General features: G+C 62.4%; 16 protein-coding genes. 7 read left to right on the forward strand and 9 right to left on the reverse strand.

The features are described from left to right. Positions 1-313: DUF3579 domain-containing protein (locus VIM95_RS14160; RefSeq protein ID WP_331986740.1), on the reverse strand; the 313-nt coding region annotated here is incomplete at its 3' end. 210 nt (positions 314-523) lie between these two features. Between VIM95_RS14160 and VIM95_RS14165 the strand changes: the two genes are divergently transcribed. The 6 genes from VIM95_RS14165 to VIM95_RS14190 all read left to right on the forward strand — a co-directional run bounded on the left by VIM95_RS14165 (position 524) and on the right by VIM95_RS14190 (position 7,637). Then, positions 524-2,392 carry an aminotransferase class I/II-fold pyridoxal phosphate-dependent enzyme gene (locus VIM95_RS14165; protein WP_331986742.1) on the forward strand — a complete coding sequence of 623 codons (1,869 nt, stop codon included), beginning with the start codon at positions 524-526 and terminating at the stop codon, positions 2,390-2,392. Between the two features lie 59 nt (positions 2,393-2,451). Next, positions 2,452-4,224, forward strand: coding sequence for a diguanylate cyclase (locus VIM95_RS14170; protein ID WP_331986746.1), 1,773 nt, complete (start codon positions 2,452-2,454; stop codon positions 4,222-4,224). Positions 4,225-4,329: 105 nt separating this feature from the next. After that, entirely contained in the window at positions 4,330-5,250 is a 921-nt protein-coding gene (argF, locus tag VIM95_RS14175; protein WP_331986752.1) for an ornithine carbamoyltransferase, read from the forward strand. 112 nt (positions 5,251-5,362) lie between these two features. Beyond that, positions 5,363-5,737, forward strand: a complete 375-nt coding sequence (locus VIM95_RS14180) for a 5-carboxymethyl-2-hydroxymuconate Delta-isomerase (RefSeq protein ID WP_331986755.1) — start codon at positions 5,363-5,365, stop codon at positions 5,735-5,737. A 19-nt stretch (positions 5,738-5,756) separates the two neighbouring features. After that, the gene (locus VIM95_RS14185) at positions 5,757-6,974 is read left to right on the forward strand and encodes an argininosuccinate synthase (protein ID WP_331986759.1); all 1,218 of its coding nucleotides are present in this window, start codon (positions 5,757-5,759) and stop codon (positions 6,972-6,974) included. A 108-nt stretch (positions 6,975-7,082) separates the two neighbouring features. Next, positions 7,083-7,637 (forward strand): DUF2799 domain-containing protein, encoded by a 555-nt coding sequence (locus VIM95_RS14190; RefSeq protein ID WP_331986762.1) that lies wholly within the window; start codon positions 7,083-7,085, stop codon positions 7,635-7,637. A 61-nt stretch (positions 7,638-7,698) separates the two neighbouring features. Here the strand turns inward: VIM95_RS14190 and VIM95_RS14195 are convergent, their stop codons facing one another. From VIM95_RS14195 to dnaX, 8 genes are all read right to left on the reverse strand, one after another. Then, on the reverse strand, positions 7,699-9,450 hold the full coding sequence (locus VIM95_RS14195; RefSeq protein ID WP_331986766.1) for a hypothetical protein: 1,752 nt from the start codon (positions 9,448-9,450) through the stop codon (positions 7,699-7,701). A gap of 85 nt (positions 9,451-9,535) precedes the next feature. Continuing rightward, positions 9,536-9,796 carry a cell division topological specificity factor MinE gene (minE, locus tag VIM95_RS14200; RefSeq protein WP_331986770.1) on the reverse strand — a complete coding sequence of 87 codons (261 nt, stop codon included), beginning with the start codon at positions 9,794-9,796 and terminating at the stop codon, positions 9,536-9,538. Between the two features lie 3 nt (positions 9,797-9,799). Beyond that, positions 9,800-10,609, reverse strand: a complete 810-nt coding sequence (gene minD, locus VIM95_RS14205) for a septum site-determining protein MinD (RefSeq protein ID WP_331986773.1) — start codon at positions 10,607-10,609, stop codon at positions 9,800-9,802. Between the two features lie 32 nt (positions 10,610-10,641). Then, complete coding sequence (minC, locus tag VIM95_RS14210) at positions 10,642-11,382, reverse strand: septum site-determining protein MinC (RefSeq protein ID WP_331986777.1); 741 nt, start codon at positions 11,380-11,382, stop codon at positions 10,642-10,644. 150 nt (positions 11,383-11,532) lie between these two features. Further along, complete coding sequence (gene recR / locus VIM95_RS14215; RefSeq protein WP_331986781.1) at positions 11,533-12,129, reverse strand: recombination mediator RecR; 597 nt, start codon at positions 12,127-12,129, stop codon at positions 11,533-11,535. Beyond that, positions 12,126-12,599 carry a hypothetical protein gene (locus tag VIM95_RS14220; protein ID WP_331986784.1) on the reverse strand — a complete coding sequence of 158 codons (474 nt, stop codon included), beginning with the start codon at positions 12,597-12,599 and terminating at the stop codon, positions 12,126-12,128. The genes recR and VIM95_RS14220 overlap by 4 nt, the downstream gene beginning before the upstream one ends. Positions 12,600-12,604: 5 nt before the next feature. Continuing rightward, a complete protein-coding gene (locus tag VIM95_RS14225) occupies positions 12,605-12,937 on the reverse strand; it encodes a YbaB/EbfC family nucleoid-associated protein (RefSeq protein ID WP_331986788.1) in 333 nt (110 codons plus the stop codon). Between the two features lie 36 nt (positions 12,938-12,973). Then, complete coding sequence (dnaX, locus tag VIM95_RS14230; RefSeq protein WP_331986790.1) at positions 12,974-14,839, reverse strand: DNA polymerase III subunit gamma/tau; 1,866 nt, start codon at positions 14,837-14,839, stop codon at positions 12,974-12,976. 63 nt (positions 14,840-14,902) lie between these two features. Here dnaX and VIM95_RS14235 point away from each other — a divergent pair, with 63 nt between their 5' ends. Further along, the gene (locus VIM95_RS14235; protein ID WP_331986791.1) at positions 14,903-15,103 is read left to right on the forward strand and encodes an oxidoreductase-like domain-containing protein; all 201 of its coding nucleotides are present in this window, start codon (positions 14,903-14,905) and stop codon (positions 15,101-15,103) included. The last annotated feature ends 274 nt before the right edge of the window (positions 15,104-15,377 follow it).

Below are 15,377 nucleotides of genomic sequence, written 5' to 3' on the forward strand. Positions count from 1 at the left end.
AGCCCAGGAACTGGCTGGGATAGTGCTCTTCGAGCAGTTGGCGGCAGTCGACAACGCGCAGGTCGTTGTCTTTGGCAAAACTCATCAAAAAGCTGTACACACGCGGGTCGATCTTTTCGAGCTGCTTGTCGATGGCGACGCAGCGAACATTTTCCATCACCATGGGCCGTACATACGGGGCGTATGACAGCTTCTGGTCTGTTCCGAAACTCGACAAAATACCGGCCAGTCGTTCTGCCCAGTCAGACGGGCGGAATTCACGGCCACTGCGGGTAAGGCCTTGGATGATGACTTCGTAAGGGTTGCAAATCATCGCAGTACGCTTGGGCTTGGATTATTCTTGCGGGCTTGGATGCTCACCCCATCCTGATACCAAAGAAAAGAATAGGAAGAGACTGTGCCAAAACCGATAAGCCGTATTTTACTGGTAAACGACGAGCAGCAGGTGCTCAAAGCGCTGGTAAAAGGATTAAATGCTGCAGCGCGACAATTAGAGAACCCGCTTGGCGTCAGCTTTGCCTGCGTGGAGACTGCACGCGAGGCACTTGCCGCCATCCGTGACGATGGCGAAATCCAAGCTGTCATTGTAGATGATCAATTGCACCGGGTAGGCGATGCCGCCAAGGGCAAGGGCCGCGGCAAGAAGTTGCAGATGTCGGCGCTGGAGTTGGTTCATGCCATCCATGAGCTGCGCCCTGAGGTGGACGTCTATGTGCTGATCGCCCAGCAGGATGAGGACGAGGTGGTCAACACCCTGCTGTGCGAGACGGTGGATGGCTATTTCTACCGCGACGATCCGGATTATCTGGGCTGGTACCGCATCCTCAATGCGCAATTGCAGGAACGGGCGCAGACCCCGTTCTACGACAAGCTCAAGCAATACGTCTTCATGGCCAAGGATGCCTGGCACACCCCGGGCCACAGCTCCGGCGACAGCCTGCGCGGCAGCCCCTGGGCCGAGGATTTCTACGATTTCATGGGTGAGCACATGTTCAAGGGCGACCTGTCGGTCTCGGTGCCCATGCTCGATTCGCTGCTGCACCCCACCGGCATCATCGAGGACGCCCAGCAACTGGCAGCCAAGGCTTTTGGCGCCCGTCGTACCTTCTTTGCCACCAATGGCACCTCCACCGCCAACAAGGTGATCCTGCAGACCCTGCTGGCCCCAGGCGACAAGCTGCTGCTGGACCGCAACTGCCACAAGTCGGTGCACCACGGCGTGGTGATCTCGGGCGCGCTGCCGGTCTACCTCGATTCGAGCACCAACCTGGAGTACGGCCTGTTCGGGCCGGTGCCCAAGTCGGTGATCTTCAAGACCATCGAGGACAATCCCGACGCTGCAGCGATGATCCTGACCTCCTGCACCTACGATGGCCTGCGCTACGACCTCAAGCCCATCATCGAGGCGGCGCACAAACACGGCATCAAGGTCATCATCGACGAAGCCTGGTACGGCCATGGCCGTTTCCACCCGGAATTCCGTCCCACCGCGCTGGAGAGTGGCGCCGACTTTGCCACCCAGTCCACCCACAAGGTGATGAGTGCCTTCTCGCAGGCCTCGATGATTCACGTCAACGACGCGGACTTCAACGAGCATGTGTTCCGCGAGAACTACAATATGCACACCTCCACCAGCCCGCAGTACAGCATGATCGCGAGCCTGGACGTGGCCCGCCGGCAGATGAGCATGGAAGGCTACAAGCTCTTGAGCCGCACCCTGGCGCTGGCGGCCGAGCTCAAGGAGATGATCAATTCGACCGGCGTGTTCCGGGTGCTGGAGCTGGAGGATCTGCTGCCTGAAGAGGTGAAGGGTGACGGCGTGCGGCTGGACCCGACCAAGGTGACGGTCGATATCTCGGCCTGCGGCTACACGGTGGACGAACTGCAGAAGCTTCTGTTCGAGCGCTACAACATCCAGATCGAGAAATCGACCTTCAACACCATCACCCTGCTGCTGACCATCGGCACGACCAAGAGCAAAGTGTCGCGTCTGTACGACGCCCTGATGCGCATCAGCCGTGAGACGCGGGCGCCCCGACGACTCTATCGTACGCCAGCCATTCCGCACTTCACGCGGCTCAAATATCTACCGCGTGACGCCTTCTACTGCGGTGGACAACTTGCGCCGCTGCTGGACGAGGCCGACCAGGTCAACCAGAAACTGGCGGGTTGCATTAGTGCCGACCAGATCGTGCCCTATCCACCTGGCATACCGGTGCTGGTGCCGGGGCAGGTTATCACCCCCGAGATCATCAGCTATCTGGTGAACCTCTTGCGCAGCCAGAAGCAGGTGGAGCTGCACGGAGTGGTGTTCGACGGCTGGTTGCCCTGCATCCGGGTGCTGACCGAAAGCGATACCGCCAGCCTGCGTCCGCTGGACGAGGCAGGCTGATTCGCGCATGCTTGTGCCCCATGACACGGGCGGCACAAGTCCCTCTAGCAGAACAGAAAATGGACGCCATGGATGCGGCTGCGCTCAATGCCCGAGCGTGGCTGCTCCAGTATGGTGACCCGGTCGGTGCGCGCGCCCTGGCCGAGCAGGCGAAGGCATTGGCCGACGCCCAGGGGGACGAGTCCAATGCGGCCTATGCGCGTATTTCGCTGGCCTGCTACGAGATGCGGCACGGTGACCTGGAGCTGGCGCGGCAGGAGTTCCACGCCCTCAAGCGCTACTTCGAAGCTGGTCAGGACCTACGGGGCCTGATGCGGGCCTGCTTCGGCGTCTCGGTACTCAAATCACGCGACGGGCATGCCGAGGCATCCTATGCCGAGTTGATCGGCTTTGTGACCTACCTCGATGCCGCCGATCCGGCCGATGCCTTCGTCATCTACAACGCCCTGGGCATCTCCAGTGTGGAGGCCGGCCAGCTCGACGAGGGCATGCGCCATTGTTATAAGGCCCTGGGCGCCGCCCGCATGCTGGAATCGCCCGACCATCTGGCGCTGATCCTCTCCAATCTGGGGGATATCCAGCACGGCGTGGGCAACTACGAGGACGCCATTCGCTTTCTGGTCGAAGCCGACGAAATGGTGGCCAAGTCTCGCCTGGCGGTGCAGGCACCGCTGGTAGCAAGCAATCTGGCGCTGTGCCAGTTGGCCATCGGTGCGCATGAGGCGGCCTACGAGACCATCTTGCCCTACCTTTCGACGACCAATGAGGGCGAGGTGCTGGTCAGCAAGTCCGATGCGGCCTTCTTCCAGGCGATCGCGGCCCACACCTATGCCGCCAATGGGCAATGGGACGCTGCCGATGCCATGGCGGCCCGAGCACTGCAGGCGGCCGAGGCGGCTGGCGAAGTGCGAGTGATCACCCACAGCTACTGGGTGCAGGGTCTGGTCGCACGCGGTCGCGGTCTTGCCTCCGCCGCCTTGCAGGCCTTCCAGCGGGCGGAGTCCTACCTGGGCAAGTTCCAGGACCCTTACTACCCGGTACAGGTTATGCGCGAGCTGTCGCTGACCTATGCCGAGCTGGGTCTTTGGCAGCAGGCTTACGCCAGCCTGGAACAACACCAGCAGTTCTACCAGCGCTCGCTGGGCAGTGCTGCCCGCGCCCGCACCCAGATAGCCCGTATCCAGAGTGAGCTGGCCGAGGCCGAGCGGGAGCGCGATTTTGCCCTGCTCAAGCAGGCCGAGGCCGAGAACGCCCGCGCCGAGATGGAGAAGCTCAACCGCCAGCTGGCGACCAAGGTGGCGGAGGTGGAACAGCTGCAGGCGCGGCTGCGTGAGCAGGCCATCCGCGACCCGCTGACCGAGCTCTACAACCGCCGTTACCTGCAGGAAGAGCTGTGCAGCGAGATGCGGCTGGCAGAACGGCGGCATTATCCGATCTGCGTGGTGCTGATCGATCTGGACCATTTCAAGTCGGTCAATGACCGTTTTGGCCACCCCATGGGTGACCGGGTGCTGGTGGAGATGGCGCGCATGCTGTCGGCCAATATCCGCGGTTCCGACTTTGCCTGTCGCTTTGGCGGTGAGGAATTCTGCCTGGTGCTGCCGGACATCGACCTTGCCCAGGCGGAAGTCAGGCTGCGCGAGCTGCTCGATCACTTCCATACCCTGGTGGTAGAGGGCGGGGGGCAGCGTATTGAGCAACTGACCTTCTCCGCCGGCATTGCCGCCTACCCGCAGCATGGTGCCGATGTCGAGACCTTGCTGGCTGCCGCCGACAGCGCGCTCTACCGTGCCAAGGCATGCGGCCGGAACCGCATCCTGCATGCGCAGTGATGTCGATATTCCATAATTTCACGTCGCATAGGCGAAAATCCCGCTTGACCAGCGCGGCCGGCTCGGAGAAGCTCAAAGCTTTTCCGCAACGCACAGGGCCCCAGCATGACGGTCAAGCACTTCCTCCAGTTCACCGACTTTACCCGCGACGAATACGAGCATCTGTTCGTCCGTAGCCGAGTGCTGAAGGAACGCCTGCGCCGAGGCGAGCTCTACCAGCCGCTGGCGGGCAAGACCCTGGCCATGATCTTCGAGAAGAGCTCCACCCGTACCCGGGTGTCCTTCGAGGCGGGCATGAACCAGCTGGGCGGCCACGCCATGTTCCTGGCGTCCAAGGATACCCAGCTCGGTCGTGGTGAGCCTATCGAGGACGTGGCGCGGGTGATCGGCCGCATGTGCGATATCGTGATGCTGCGCACCTACGAGCAGACCATCGTGGATACCTTTGCCCACTATTCGCATGCGCCGGTCATCAATGGCCTGACCAACGAATACCACCCCTGCCAGACGCTGGCCGATATCTTTACCTATATCGAACACCGCGGCAGCATCGAGGGCAAGACGGTGGCCTGGATCGGTGACTCCAACAATATCTCGCGTACTTGGCTGCAGGCCGCCCGCATCTTCAATTTCAAACTGCGCCTTGCCACCCCCAAGGGGTATGAGATGAAGGTGCTCGATGGCCTGGAATACGGGCGCGACCACTTCGAGCATACCCATGACCCGCGCGAGGCAGCCGAGGGCGCCGACCTCGTTTCCACCGACGTGTGCGTGTCCATGGGCTTTGAACGTGAGAGCCTGCAGCGCCGTGTCGACTTCCTCAGTTACAAGGTCACCAGCGAGCTGATGAAGCTGGCCGACCAGGATGCGGTGTTCATGCACTGCCTGCCGGCTCACCGTGGCGAGGAAGTAGACCCTGATGTGCTGGATGGCCCGCAGTCTGTGGTCTGGGATGAAGCCGAAAACCGCATGCATACCCAGAAGGCACTGGTGGAGTACCTGCTGCTGGGTAAGGTGAATAACTGAGCCTCAGCTTGCCGCCGCCTATCCGGGCGGTGGCGGCTGCCTGCCTGGCCCCGCTTTTGGAAGCGGGCTGGGCGGCATAAGATGTAAGCCTCTTTGCACAGCGGTCCACACCATGCCTCACCTCGTACTCGAATACACCGACAACCTGCCCGATCAGCCGGATTTCAAACAGCTGTTCAGTGAACTGCATACCGCATTGACCGGGTTGGAAGGCATCAAATTGGCCGACATCAAGAGCCGTGCCATCCGTTTGAGTGACTGGTTGGTGGGCGACGGTGCCAGCAGCCATGCCTTCGTGCACCTCAAGCTGCACCTGATCGACAGCCGTACCGATGCCTTCAAGCAGCGGGCGCTGGCGGTACTGCAGCCAGTACTGGCGCGCCACTACGCCCGCTCGCTCGCGGAGCGCGACTGCCAGCTCTGCTTCGAGGTCATCGATATTCGCGGTGCCTTCTACGCCAAGACCGTTTCTCCTTCTTTGAATTAAACCCCTGCAGGTAAGTGCCATGTCCGATATCAAGAAAGTCGTCCTCGCCTATTCCGGTGGCCTCGACACCTCCGTCATCCTCAAGTGGTTGCAGGATACCTACCAGACCGAGGTGGTGACCTTCACCGCCGATATCGGCCAGGGTGAAGAGCTGGAACCGGCCCGCGCCAAGGCCATCAAGCTCGGCATCAAGCCCGAGAACATCTATATCGACGATCTGCGCGAAGAGTTCGTGCGTGACTTCGTCTTTCCCATGTTCCGTGCCAACACCATCTATGAGGGTGAATACCTGCTTGGTACCTCGATCGCTCGGCCACTGATCTCCAAGCGCCAGATCGAGATCGCCAACCTGACCGGTGCCGATGCCGTCAGCCACGGCGCCACCGGCAAGGGCAACGACCAGGTCCGTTTCGAGCTGGGCTACTACGCCCTCAAGCCGGGCGTAAAGGTGATCGCTCCCTGGCGCGAGTGGGACCTCTTGAGCCGCGAGAAGCTGCTGGCCTACGCCGAAAAGGCCGGTATTCCGATCGAAATGAAGCACAAGGCTGGTGGTGCACCCTACTCCATGGACGCCAACCTGCTGCATATCAGCTTTGAAGGCCGTCACTTGGAAGACCCCAAGGCCGAGGCTGAGGAAAGCATGTGGCGCTGGACCGTCTCGCCCGAGGCTGCGCCGGATGCACCTGAATACGTCGACCTCGAGTTCGAGCGTGGGGATCTGGTCGCCATCAACGGCAATCGCGCCAAGCCGCACGAGCTACTCGCCAAGCTCAATGAGCTGGGCGGCAAGCATGGCATCGGTCGCCTCGATCTGGTCGAGAACCGCTACGTGGGTATGAAGTCGCGCGGCTGCTACGAAACTCCCGGTGGCACCATCCTGCTGAAGGCCCACCGTGGCATTGAGTCCATCACCCTGGACCGTGAAGTGGCACACCTCAAGGACAACCTGATGCCGCGCTACGCCGAGGTGATCTACAACGGCTACTGGTGGAGCCCGGAACGTCGTGCCATCCAGGCCTTGATCGACCAGACCCAGGAACGGGTCAATGGCTGGGTGCGGGTCAAACTCTACAAGGGTGGCGTCAGTGTGGTCAGCCGCGACTCCAAGGATTCTCTGTTCGACCAGACCATCGCCACCTTTGACGATGATGGCGGCGCCTACAACCAGAAGGATGCCGAGGGCTTTATCAAGCTCAATGCACTGCGTATGCGCATTGCTGCCGCCAAGCGCGGTTGATTCGGTCTCGCCCCCTGACAAACCCGGCTCCCGCCGGGTTTTTTCATTCAGGGCGGATTCAAGTTTGTTTTCCTAGACTGAGTGCACCGCAGACCAGGGAACACAATAATGAAGACGATGGTGGTATTGGGCATTGCCAGCGTGCTCTTGGGTGGCTGTGCCGCCATGAGCGAAGCGGAGTGTCGTACCGGCGATTGGTACGGGGTAGGGGAGAAGGATGGCCGTGACGGCCAGAAGGATAAGCTCAGCGACTATGCCGAAGCTTGCCAGAAGATCGGTGTGCTACCCAACCCAGGTGAATATTCGCGCGGTCGCGAGCGCGGCCTACTGGCCTATTGCACGCCGGCCAATGGCTACCGGGTAGGACGGGACGGACAGAGCTACCACAATGTCTGCGCCCCGGAGCTGCAGGATGGCTTTCTGCGTGAGTACGAGGTGGGCAGGGCCCGATACGAGCTTCAGCGCGATATCGCCGGCCTGGAGAGCGATCTACAGAGCTGGGGCCGGCAGATCGACAAGCTTAACGAGCAGATTGGCAAGGCGCAGAGCGACGATGAGCGCAACAAGCTGCGGCGTGATCGGGATGGTTACGAGCGGCAACGGCGCGATGGCCAGATCAGGTTGACCGTGCTGAGGGCTCGCTGGCTGGTGCAGGGGGACTAGGGGGGCTCTGCGAAAGTATCGGGGCAGCGGCGGCTGCAGGCAGCTTGCCTGCAGCGCTGCCTCAAGATGCTTCTGCGGCGCTCAACTGGGCCGGCGTCAGCAGGCGCCTTACTTCGGCCATGCGGGCTTCGGCGGCTTTGTCCTGCTGAGCCGCCTTCTTCAGCCAGCGGTAGGCCTCGAGATTGTCCAGTGGTACGCCACGGCCAGCCAGATAGAGCAAGGCCAGGTTGTACTGACCTATGCTGTTGCCTTGCTCGGCAGACAAGCGCGAGTAGCGCACTGCCTCGGCGTCGTCCTTCTTTACCCCACGACCGGTCATATACATAAAGCCCAGGTAGGCTTGTGCCTCGGCATGGTTCTGGTTGGCCGCCTTGCGGTACCAGTCCACCGCCAACTGGTTGTCGGCCGCTACCCCCTGGCCCTTGCGGTAACGCAGGCCCAGCTGGGTTTGGGCGGCAGGGTCGCCACTCTCCGCGGCCTTGCGCAGATCGGGTAGCGACAGCCCTCCCAATGCAGGGGCTTCCGGTGCCTGTGGTGCGGGTGGTTCGGAGCTCACCGGCTGGGCTTGGGCTCCGGGTGTTTCGGCCGCAACAGGGGCATCCGCCGCTTGCGCCACGGCAGGGCCTTCCGGCGGTGGTGCCGGTGGGGTCGGGCTGGCGTGTTGTTCCTTGGAGCTCAGCAGCGCGGCGCCGACGGCGGCCACCACGATCAAGCCCAGGCCTATGCCGACCAGCCGGCCGCGACCATTGCCGGTGGCTTCCGGCCTGCTATCGCGACGGGGGCTCAGGCCGATGGGGCTGGGGGAGAATTCATCATCCAGCCGCGGCATCTGCGCCACGTGAACATGGCCTACCGGGTGCAGCACCGGGCTGGGTTGCATGGTAAAGACGCCAGAGGTCTGCGGCGCTTCGATGATGACCAGGCTGCGGCTGTCCACCTCCAGCGCTTCAAAGGCCTTGATGCAAGCCTCAAGGCTGGTGAAGCCGCCATGCAGTACCGACTTCTGCATCTTCTTGACCAGCGCCGGCAGACTTTCCTGGTGCGCATCCTTGTAGTAGTCGATGCGATGCAGCGAGATCTGTTTGAACCAGTGACCCAGAGCGTAGAGATCTACACGCCAGTCCAGGTTGTTTACCGCCAGGTCCGGCATCAGCACGCTGTCGTATTGGCGGCGGGCGGCGTCAGATAGTTCATACCAGCTGCTTTTGCCCGGCTCGCCGACGAGCTTGGCGTAGGTCTGCCAGTCACGCAGCACGGCTTCGCGCATCTGCGGCGCGAGATAGGCAGCGTCTGGGCTGGCCAGGTCTATGAACAGCGGCTTTTCGATTCTTTGCTGGTTGCTGCGCGCCACGCCGAAGTCGATCAGCTTGAAACTGTCGAAATCGATCTCCTGCTTGTCGTTCTGGCGCAGCACGATGGTGTCAGGCCTGAGACCGCCGTGCACGAGGCCGGCGCGGCTCAGGTGCTGCAGCGCGCGCAGGCTGGCCAGGATCAGGCGGACCAGGTCGCTGGAGCGCTGGAAGGGGTGTTCCAGCTCACCTACCGGGGTTGCCAGCCAGTGCGTCAGGGGGTGGCCATCGGCCTCGATGACCAAGGCTCGACGGTCCAGGTCCACGCCGATGAAACGCGCTGCATAGCGTTGGTCACGTTGAAAGCCCTGTAGTACGCGTGCCTCCTGGCACAGCCAGTAGTCGGCAGCCGGGTAGTCGGCGGACAAGCGCTTGCACCAGCGTTCGGTTTCCCGTTGGCTGATGAACTTGTCGAGCTGTACCGGGCGCTCAGGCTGGGCGATGGCTTCTGTGGTGTCGTTCATGGTGGTGGATCGTTACATCCTGCTCTGTGGCGGGCTTGGCACCGATTATGCAGCAAAAAGCCGGGTGGAACCCGGCTCATGGCGGTCAGCGCTTGGTCGCTTCCGGCAGCACGATGTTCACTTCCAGCACATCGTAGTCATCCTGGCGCTCCAGCGACACCTTGATGTCGTCCTGACCCACCGAGACGTACTTGGAAATCACCGCGATCAGCTCCTGTTGCAGGGCCGGCAGATAGTCCGGCCCGCCACGCCCGGCCCGCTCGTGGGCCAGGATGATCTGCAGCCGCTCACGTGCCACCGAGGCGGATTTCTTCTTGTTGCCGAGCAAATAGTCGAGAAAGGACATGGATTAGCCTCCGAACAGGCGTTTGAGCCAGCCTTGCTTGGGTGCTTCGATAAAGCGCAGGGGGCGATCCTCGCCGAGGAAGCGGGACACCACGTCCTTGTAGGCCTCCGCCACTTCGGAGCCCTCCAGATGGACGGCCGGGGTGCCGCTGTTGGACGCCTGCAACACTGCCTCCGATTCCGGGATTACGCCGATCAGCGGAATGCGCAGGAGATGCTTGATATCGTCGAGCGACAGCATCTCGCCGGCATCCACGCGCTTGGGCGAATAACGGGTGATCAGAAGGTGAGCCTTGATGCTCTGGCCCTGCTCGGCCTTCTTCGATTTGGCGTCGAGTATGCCGAGGATGCGGTCCGAGTCACGCACCGAGGAGACCTCGGGGTTGGTGACCACCAGGGCCTCGTCGGCAAAGTAGAGCGCCAAGAGGGCGCCAGTCTCGATACCCGCCGGCGAATCACAGATGATGTAGTCGAAGCCGTCGGCCGAGAGCTCGTTCAGCACCCGCTCCACGCCCTCGCGGGTGAGGGCCTCCTTGTCGCGGGTCTGCGAGGCCGGCAGCACGAACAGATTGTCGCAGTGCTTGTCCTTGATCAACGCCTGGGACAGCTTGGCCTCGCCCTGGATCACGTTGACGAAGTCGTACACGACGCGGCGCTCGCAGCCCATGATCAGGTCGAGGTTGCGCAGGCCGACGTCGAAGTCGATCACGGCCACCTTATTGCCACGCAAGGCAAGGCCCGAGGCGAAGCTCGCGCTGGTGGTGGTCTTGCCTACGCCCCCCTTGCCGGAGGTCACGACGACGATTTTGGTCACGGTATTTTCCTGGTTTTATATCAATCGGTTTGTCAGTCCAGCGTCAGCGCTTCGATGACCAGCTTGTTGCCATCCAGCCGCACCTGGGCCGCGCGACCCTTGATGCTGGCTGGCAGCGGTTCGTCCAGCGCCCGGTACACCCCGGCCACGGACAGCAGTTCGGCTTCCATGCAATGGGTGAGGATGCGGGCTTCGGTATTGCCTCGCGCACCGGCCAGTGCCCGGCCACGCAACGGGGCGTAGACATGGATGTTGCCGTCGGCGATCACCTCGGCACCGTGGCTGACCAGTGCCAGCACGATCAGATCGCCGCCACGGGCATAGACCTGCTGGCCGCTGCGCACCGGTTTGTCCACGATCAAGGTGGTCTGCGTGACGGGGGCGGGGATCGCCTTGTTCTCGGCCGGCTTCTCTTCCACCACATCGCGCTGCGGCGCATCTGGCAGCAGTACGAGTCCAGCACTGCTGGCGGCGGCGCGAGCACCCGGCAGGCCGTTGCGGGCGGCTACCGGTTGCAGGCCGGCCTTGCGCAGCAGGCTCAAAAGGCCCGATACATCAAGCGCGGTGGCGCTTTCCGGCCATTCGGTCAGGTCTACTACGGCGGCGTCACCACCAAAGAAATCGGCACGACCGCCCAGCTTCTGCTCCAGGGCTGCTTCCAGTTCGGCGAGGTTGGCGGTTTTGGGCGCGAAGGCGATGAGGTTGAGAGCGGCGCTCTTGATTTCGAAGAGCGGATTACTGCGGGAGGGGGCCGGCTTGACGGAGGCGGTCATCGAGGGCGCTCAGTGGCGGCATAGTTCAACAAATTGTTGCCGAGTTTACCCGTTAGGGCGCGCAGGCTTCAACAACTGGCACGCTTTTGGCTGAGTATTGGCATATCCGAAAACGCTGCTCGATGGTACGTGCCGCTATCCGGAGCGGTACTACAGGCTGCGGCGCTCGATCAGTGCCTGTGCCAGGGTGCTGCTATCCACGTGTTCCAGTTCGCCTCCCGAGGGCAGGCCTCGAGCGATGCGGCTGACCTTGAGTCCCTGTGCACGCAGGAGTTCGGCCAGGTAATGGGCGGTTGCCTCGCCTTCCACGGTGAAGTTGGTGGAGAGGATGACCTCCTCGACGATGCCGTCCTGGGCACGTGCCAGCAGCTTGTCGAAGTGAATGTCACTGGGCCCGATGCCATCGAGTGGGGAGAGGCGGCCCATGAGCACGAAGTAGTAGCCCTTGAAGGCCAGCGTCTGCTCCATCCGCAATAGATCCGCCGGCATTTCCACCACGCACAGCTGGTGCGCATCACGGCTGGGGTCGCTGCATAACTCGCATAGATCCTGCTCGGTGAAGGTGTTGCAGCGCTGGCAGTGCTGCAGCCTGGCCAAGGCATCGGCCAGGGCGTGCGCCAGCGCGGCAGCGCCGGGCTGGTCACGCTGCAACAGATGGTAGGCCATGCGTTGGGCCGACTTCGGGCCTACGCCCGGTAGTACCCGCAGGGCATCGACCAGGTGGTTCAGGGAGGAGGGGGTTTTCATGCGTGCGGAAGTAAGGAGTAACGCAGCCTGAGCTGTCTATGCCGCCACAGGAAGAGGGCGTGGATGATATGCCGGCTCAGCCAGCCCGGCACACCCCGACGGGGCGTGAACCCAACGCGATCGGTCAGCCGGCAGCCACCCGCAAGGGCCTCGATCCGACGTTCATGGCGCCAGCTTTGCTGGCTCAACAGCCGGGACTGCTCCACAAAGCCATGTGTCTGGATTTCTTCGAAGCGAAGCTCGTCATAGTCGACCGGCAGCCAACCCAAAAGTAGCAACCAGCAGCGGCCCAGCCATTGCTGGCGGGGCAGCTGTCGTAATTGCTGCCACTGGCTGACAGGAAAACGCATGCGCAACCAGGGGCCGAGTTCATAGTTCACCCCGGCTACGGTCAGCTGTCTTTCTGCCACCTCGGTGGCGCTGGCGGCGAGTAGGGAGCTGAAATGCAGCTGGTACCGCTCGCCAGCCATGATGCTTAGAAGGGCAGCTTCATGCCTGCCGGCAGATTCAGGCCGGCGGTAAAGCCTGCCATCTTCTCCTGCGAGGTCTGTTCGGCTTTGCGCAGCGCGTCGTTGAAGGCTGCAGCGATCAGGTCTTCCAGCATTTCCTTGTCGTCACCATCGATCACGCTCGGGTCGATGGTGATGCGGCGTACCAGGTGGTGGCAATTCATCACGATCTTGACCATGCCTGCGCCGGATTGGCCTTCGACATCGACATTGGCCAGCTCTTCCTGCGCCTTCTTCATATTGTCCTGCATTTGCTGGGCCTGCTTCATCAGATTGCCCAGACCGCCTTTATTGAACATGGTGACTCCTTGCTGCAGATTGGATAGGGAAGTGGATCAGGCCGCGTCGGTGCGGGCCTGGATGGAGTCCGGCACCACGGTGGCGTCGAACTCGGAAATCAGACGTTGCACAAAGGGATCGCCGTTGATCGCCTCGGTCGCTTCTGCCAGCCGTGCCTGTCGCTCGCGTTGCTGCTGGGCGGCAGGCGTGGCATCGCTACTGCCACCTACGGTGATATTGACCTGCACAGGCTTGCCGAAGTACTGGCTCAGGGTCTGTACCAGCTTGTCGCGGTAATCGGGGCCGGCCACCACCCGGTGGGCATCCGGCACGATCAGGTTGAAGCGCATGTCCTCATGGCTGTGCAGCTCGGCGTGCGCGGCCAACATGCCGGCAAAGCCACCGGGTTTGAGCCGGCCGACCAGGGCCGCCCAGTCGCCGTCAAAGCGCTCCGGTGCCGCGGCGGCCGCGGGTTCGGCGCTTTCCCGCGCTGCTGGTTCGGCCGCCGGCATGCTGTCTTCAGGCGGGTACCAGGGCGGCATATCGTCGCTGCTGGCCTCGATCATGGTTTCAGCTTCGTACTGCGGCGTAGGGGGCGTTAGTTCCGGCACGGCTTGCTGCGGCGGCGCGGGCTCCATCGTGACTGGGCCGGCCTCGGGTGCGACTTGCACGACGGGTGCAGGCTCCGGCACACGTGCAGCGGGTGCCGCGGCGATCGGTGCGGATGCCTGTACCGGTGCACTTGGTGCAGGTGCAGCAGCCGGTGCTGGCTGTACCGGTACGGTGCGGGCCTGCCCCGACGGATGTTGGGCCGCGGCTTGGCCGGGCAGTGACTGCCGGGTTGGCGCAAAGGCCAACATGCGCAGCAGGGCCATGCTCAGGCCGGCAAACTCGTCCGGCGCCAGCGCCAGATCGCGACGGCCATGCAGGGCAATCTGGTAGAAGAGCTGCAAGTCTTCGGCACTGAACAGATGCACCAGGCGCTGTAGCGAGGCGTACTGTGGGTGGTCGGTGGGGACGGCGGCCGGTACCGACTGCAATAGCGCCAACTGGTGCAGCACCGAGGCCAGCTCCTGCAGCGCGGCGTCGCTGCCCACGCCACGGGTGGCCAGGCCTTCGGCGCAGGCCATGAGGCCGGGGCCGTCATGCTCGGCCAGTCGCTCGAGGAGCTCATAGAGATAGCTCTGGTCTACGGCACCCAGCATGGCACGCACGCCGGCTTCCTCGACCTTGCCGCTGCCATAGGCGATGGCTTGGTCCAAGAGCGACAGCGCATCGCGCATACTGCCGGCGGCGGCGTGGCCCAGCAGGGTCAGGGCGCCAGCCTCATAAGGTACGTTCTCGGCATCGAGCACATGCTGCAGATGGCCGCTTACCTGCTGCGGCAACATCTGCCGCAGCGAGAACTGCAGACAGCGCGACAGCACCGTGACCGGCACTTTCTGCGGATCGGTGGTCGCCAGGATGAACTTCACATGCCCCGGGGGTTCTTCCAGCGTCTTCAGCATCGCATTGAAGGCGCTCTTGGAGAGCATATGCACTTCATCGATGATGTAGACCTTGAAGCGGCCCTGGGTTGGCGCGTACTGGGCGTTGTCCAGCACCTCGCGAATGTTGTCGATGCCGGTATTGGAGGCGGCATCGATCTCGAGCAGGTCGACAAAGCGGCCGGCGTCGATCTGCTTGCAAGCATCGCACACGCCGCAGGGCGAACCGGTAATGCCGGTTTCGCAGTTCAGCGACTTCGCCAGGATACGGGCGATGGTGGTCTTGCCCACGCCGCGGGTGCCGGTCAGCAGGTAGGCATGATGCAGGCGCTGGTTTTCCAGCGCGTTGCTCAATGCCTTGACCACGTGTTCCTGGCCCACTAGCGTAGCAAAGGATTTAGGACGCCATTTCCTGGCGAGAACTTGATAAGTCATGCCGGCGATTCTAGCAGAAGCACCCGCGCCAGCCGGCGATATAGAACTAGTGAACACGACCTCATGAGTACAGCACCCAAGGACTGGCCCGAAAACGACCCGCCACCGGAGCCCCCCATCTCGCCCGAGCCGGAAGCCTGTTGCGGCAGTGGTTGCGAACCCTGCATCTTCGACTTCTATGCCGAAGAACTGCAGCTCTATAGACGCCGCCTGCTGGAGTGGGAGCAGCGGCAGGCGCAAAGACAGGGCACTAAACTTATATAGCGAATTTTCACCCCCACCCTGTTTTGCCCTGCTTTCCGGCCCGGTTTTCACCGCTGCGGGGCTTTTTCCAGCGTGCGCTGCCGGTTTTTTAGGTGTTTCCGGTGCCGCGTGTTTGCAGGCGGTGTCGGGTTTTGCGGGGGAGGGCTAAAAAAGTTTGGCGCGGGGTGTATTACAGATCAGGCACTTACCGCTCGTCGGGCAGAAAGTTGCAGAAATTATTGCGGAGGGTGTTGACGGGTTTCTGGGGGGTGCGTATAGTTCGCTTCTCTGCTGA

Source organism: Chitinimonas sp. (genome assembly GCF_036568685.1).
Classification (GTDB): Bacteria; Pseudomonadota; Gammaproteobacteria; order Burkholderiales; family Chitinimonadaceae; genus Chitinimonas.

Bases quoted from the DNA above. Each gene is read 5' to 3' on its own strand.
- VIM95_RS14170 (WP_331986746.1), top strand. From the start codon at position 2,452: ATGGACGCCATGGATGCGGCTGCGCTCAATGCCCGAGCGTGGCTGCTC.
- argF (WP_331986752.1), top strand. From the start codon at position 4,330: ATGACGGTCAAGCACTTCCTCCAGTTCACCGACTTTACCCGCGACGAA.
- VIM95_RS14180 (WP_331986755.1), top strand. From the start codon at position 5,363: ATGCCTCACCTCGTACTCGAATACACCGACAACCTGCCCGATCAGCCG.
- VIM95_RS14185 (WP_331986759.1), top strand. From the start codon at position 5,757: ATGTCCGATATCAAGAAAGTCGTCCTCGCCTATTCCGGTGGCCTCGAC.
- VIM95_RS14190 (WP_331986762.1), top strand. From the start codon at position 7,083: ATGAAGACGATGGTGGTATTGGGCATTGCCAGCGTGCTCTTGGGTGGC.
- VIM95_RS14195 (WP_331986766.1), bottom strand. From the start codon at position 9,450: ATGAACGACACCACAGAAGCCATCGCCCAGCCTGAGCGCCCGGTACAG.
- minE (WP_331986770.1), bottom strand. From the start codon at position 9,796: ATGTCCTTTCTCGACTATTTGCTCGGCAACAAGAAGAAATCCGCCTCG.
- minC (WP_331986777.1), bottom strand. From the start codon at position 11,382: ATGACCGCCTCCGTCAAGCCGGCCCCCTCCCGCAGTAATCCGCTCTTC.
- recR (WP_331986781.1), bottom strand. From the start codon at position 12,129: ATGAAAACCCCCTCCTCCCTGAACCACCTGGTCGATGCCCTGCGGGTA.
- VIM95_RS14220 (WP_331986784.1), bottom strand. From the start codon at position 12,599: ATGGCTGGCGAGCGGTACCAGCTGCATTTCAGCTCCCTACTCGCCGCC.
- VIM95_RS14225 (WP_331986788.1), bottom strand. From the start codon at position 12,937: ATGTTCAATAAAGGCGGTCTGGGCAATCTGATGAAGCAGGCCCAGCAA.
- dnaX (WP_331986790.1), bottom strand. From the start codon at position 14,839: ATGACTTATCAAGTTCTCGCCAGGAAATGGCGTCCTAAATCCTTTGCT.
- VIM95_RS14235 (WP_331986791.1), top strand. From the start codon at position 14,903: ATGAGTACAGCACCCAAGGACTGGCCCGAAAACGACCCGCCACCGGAG.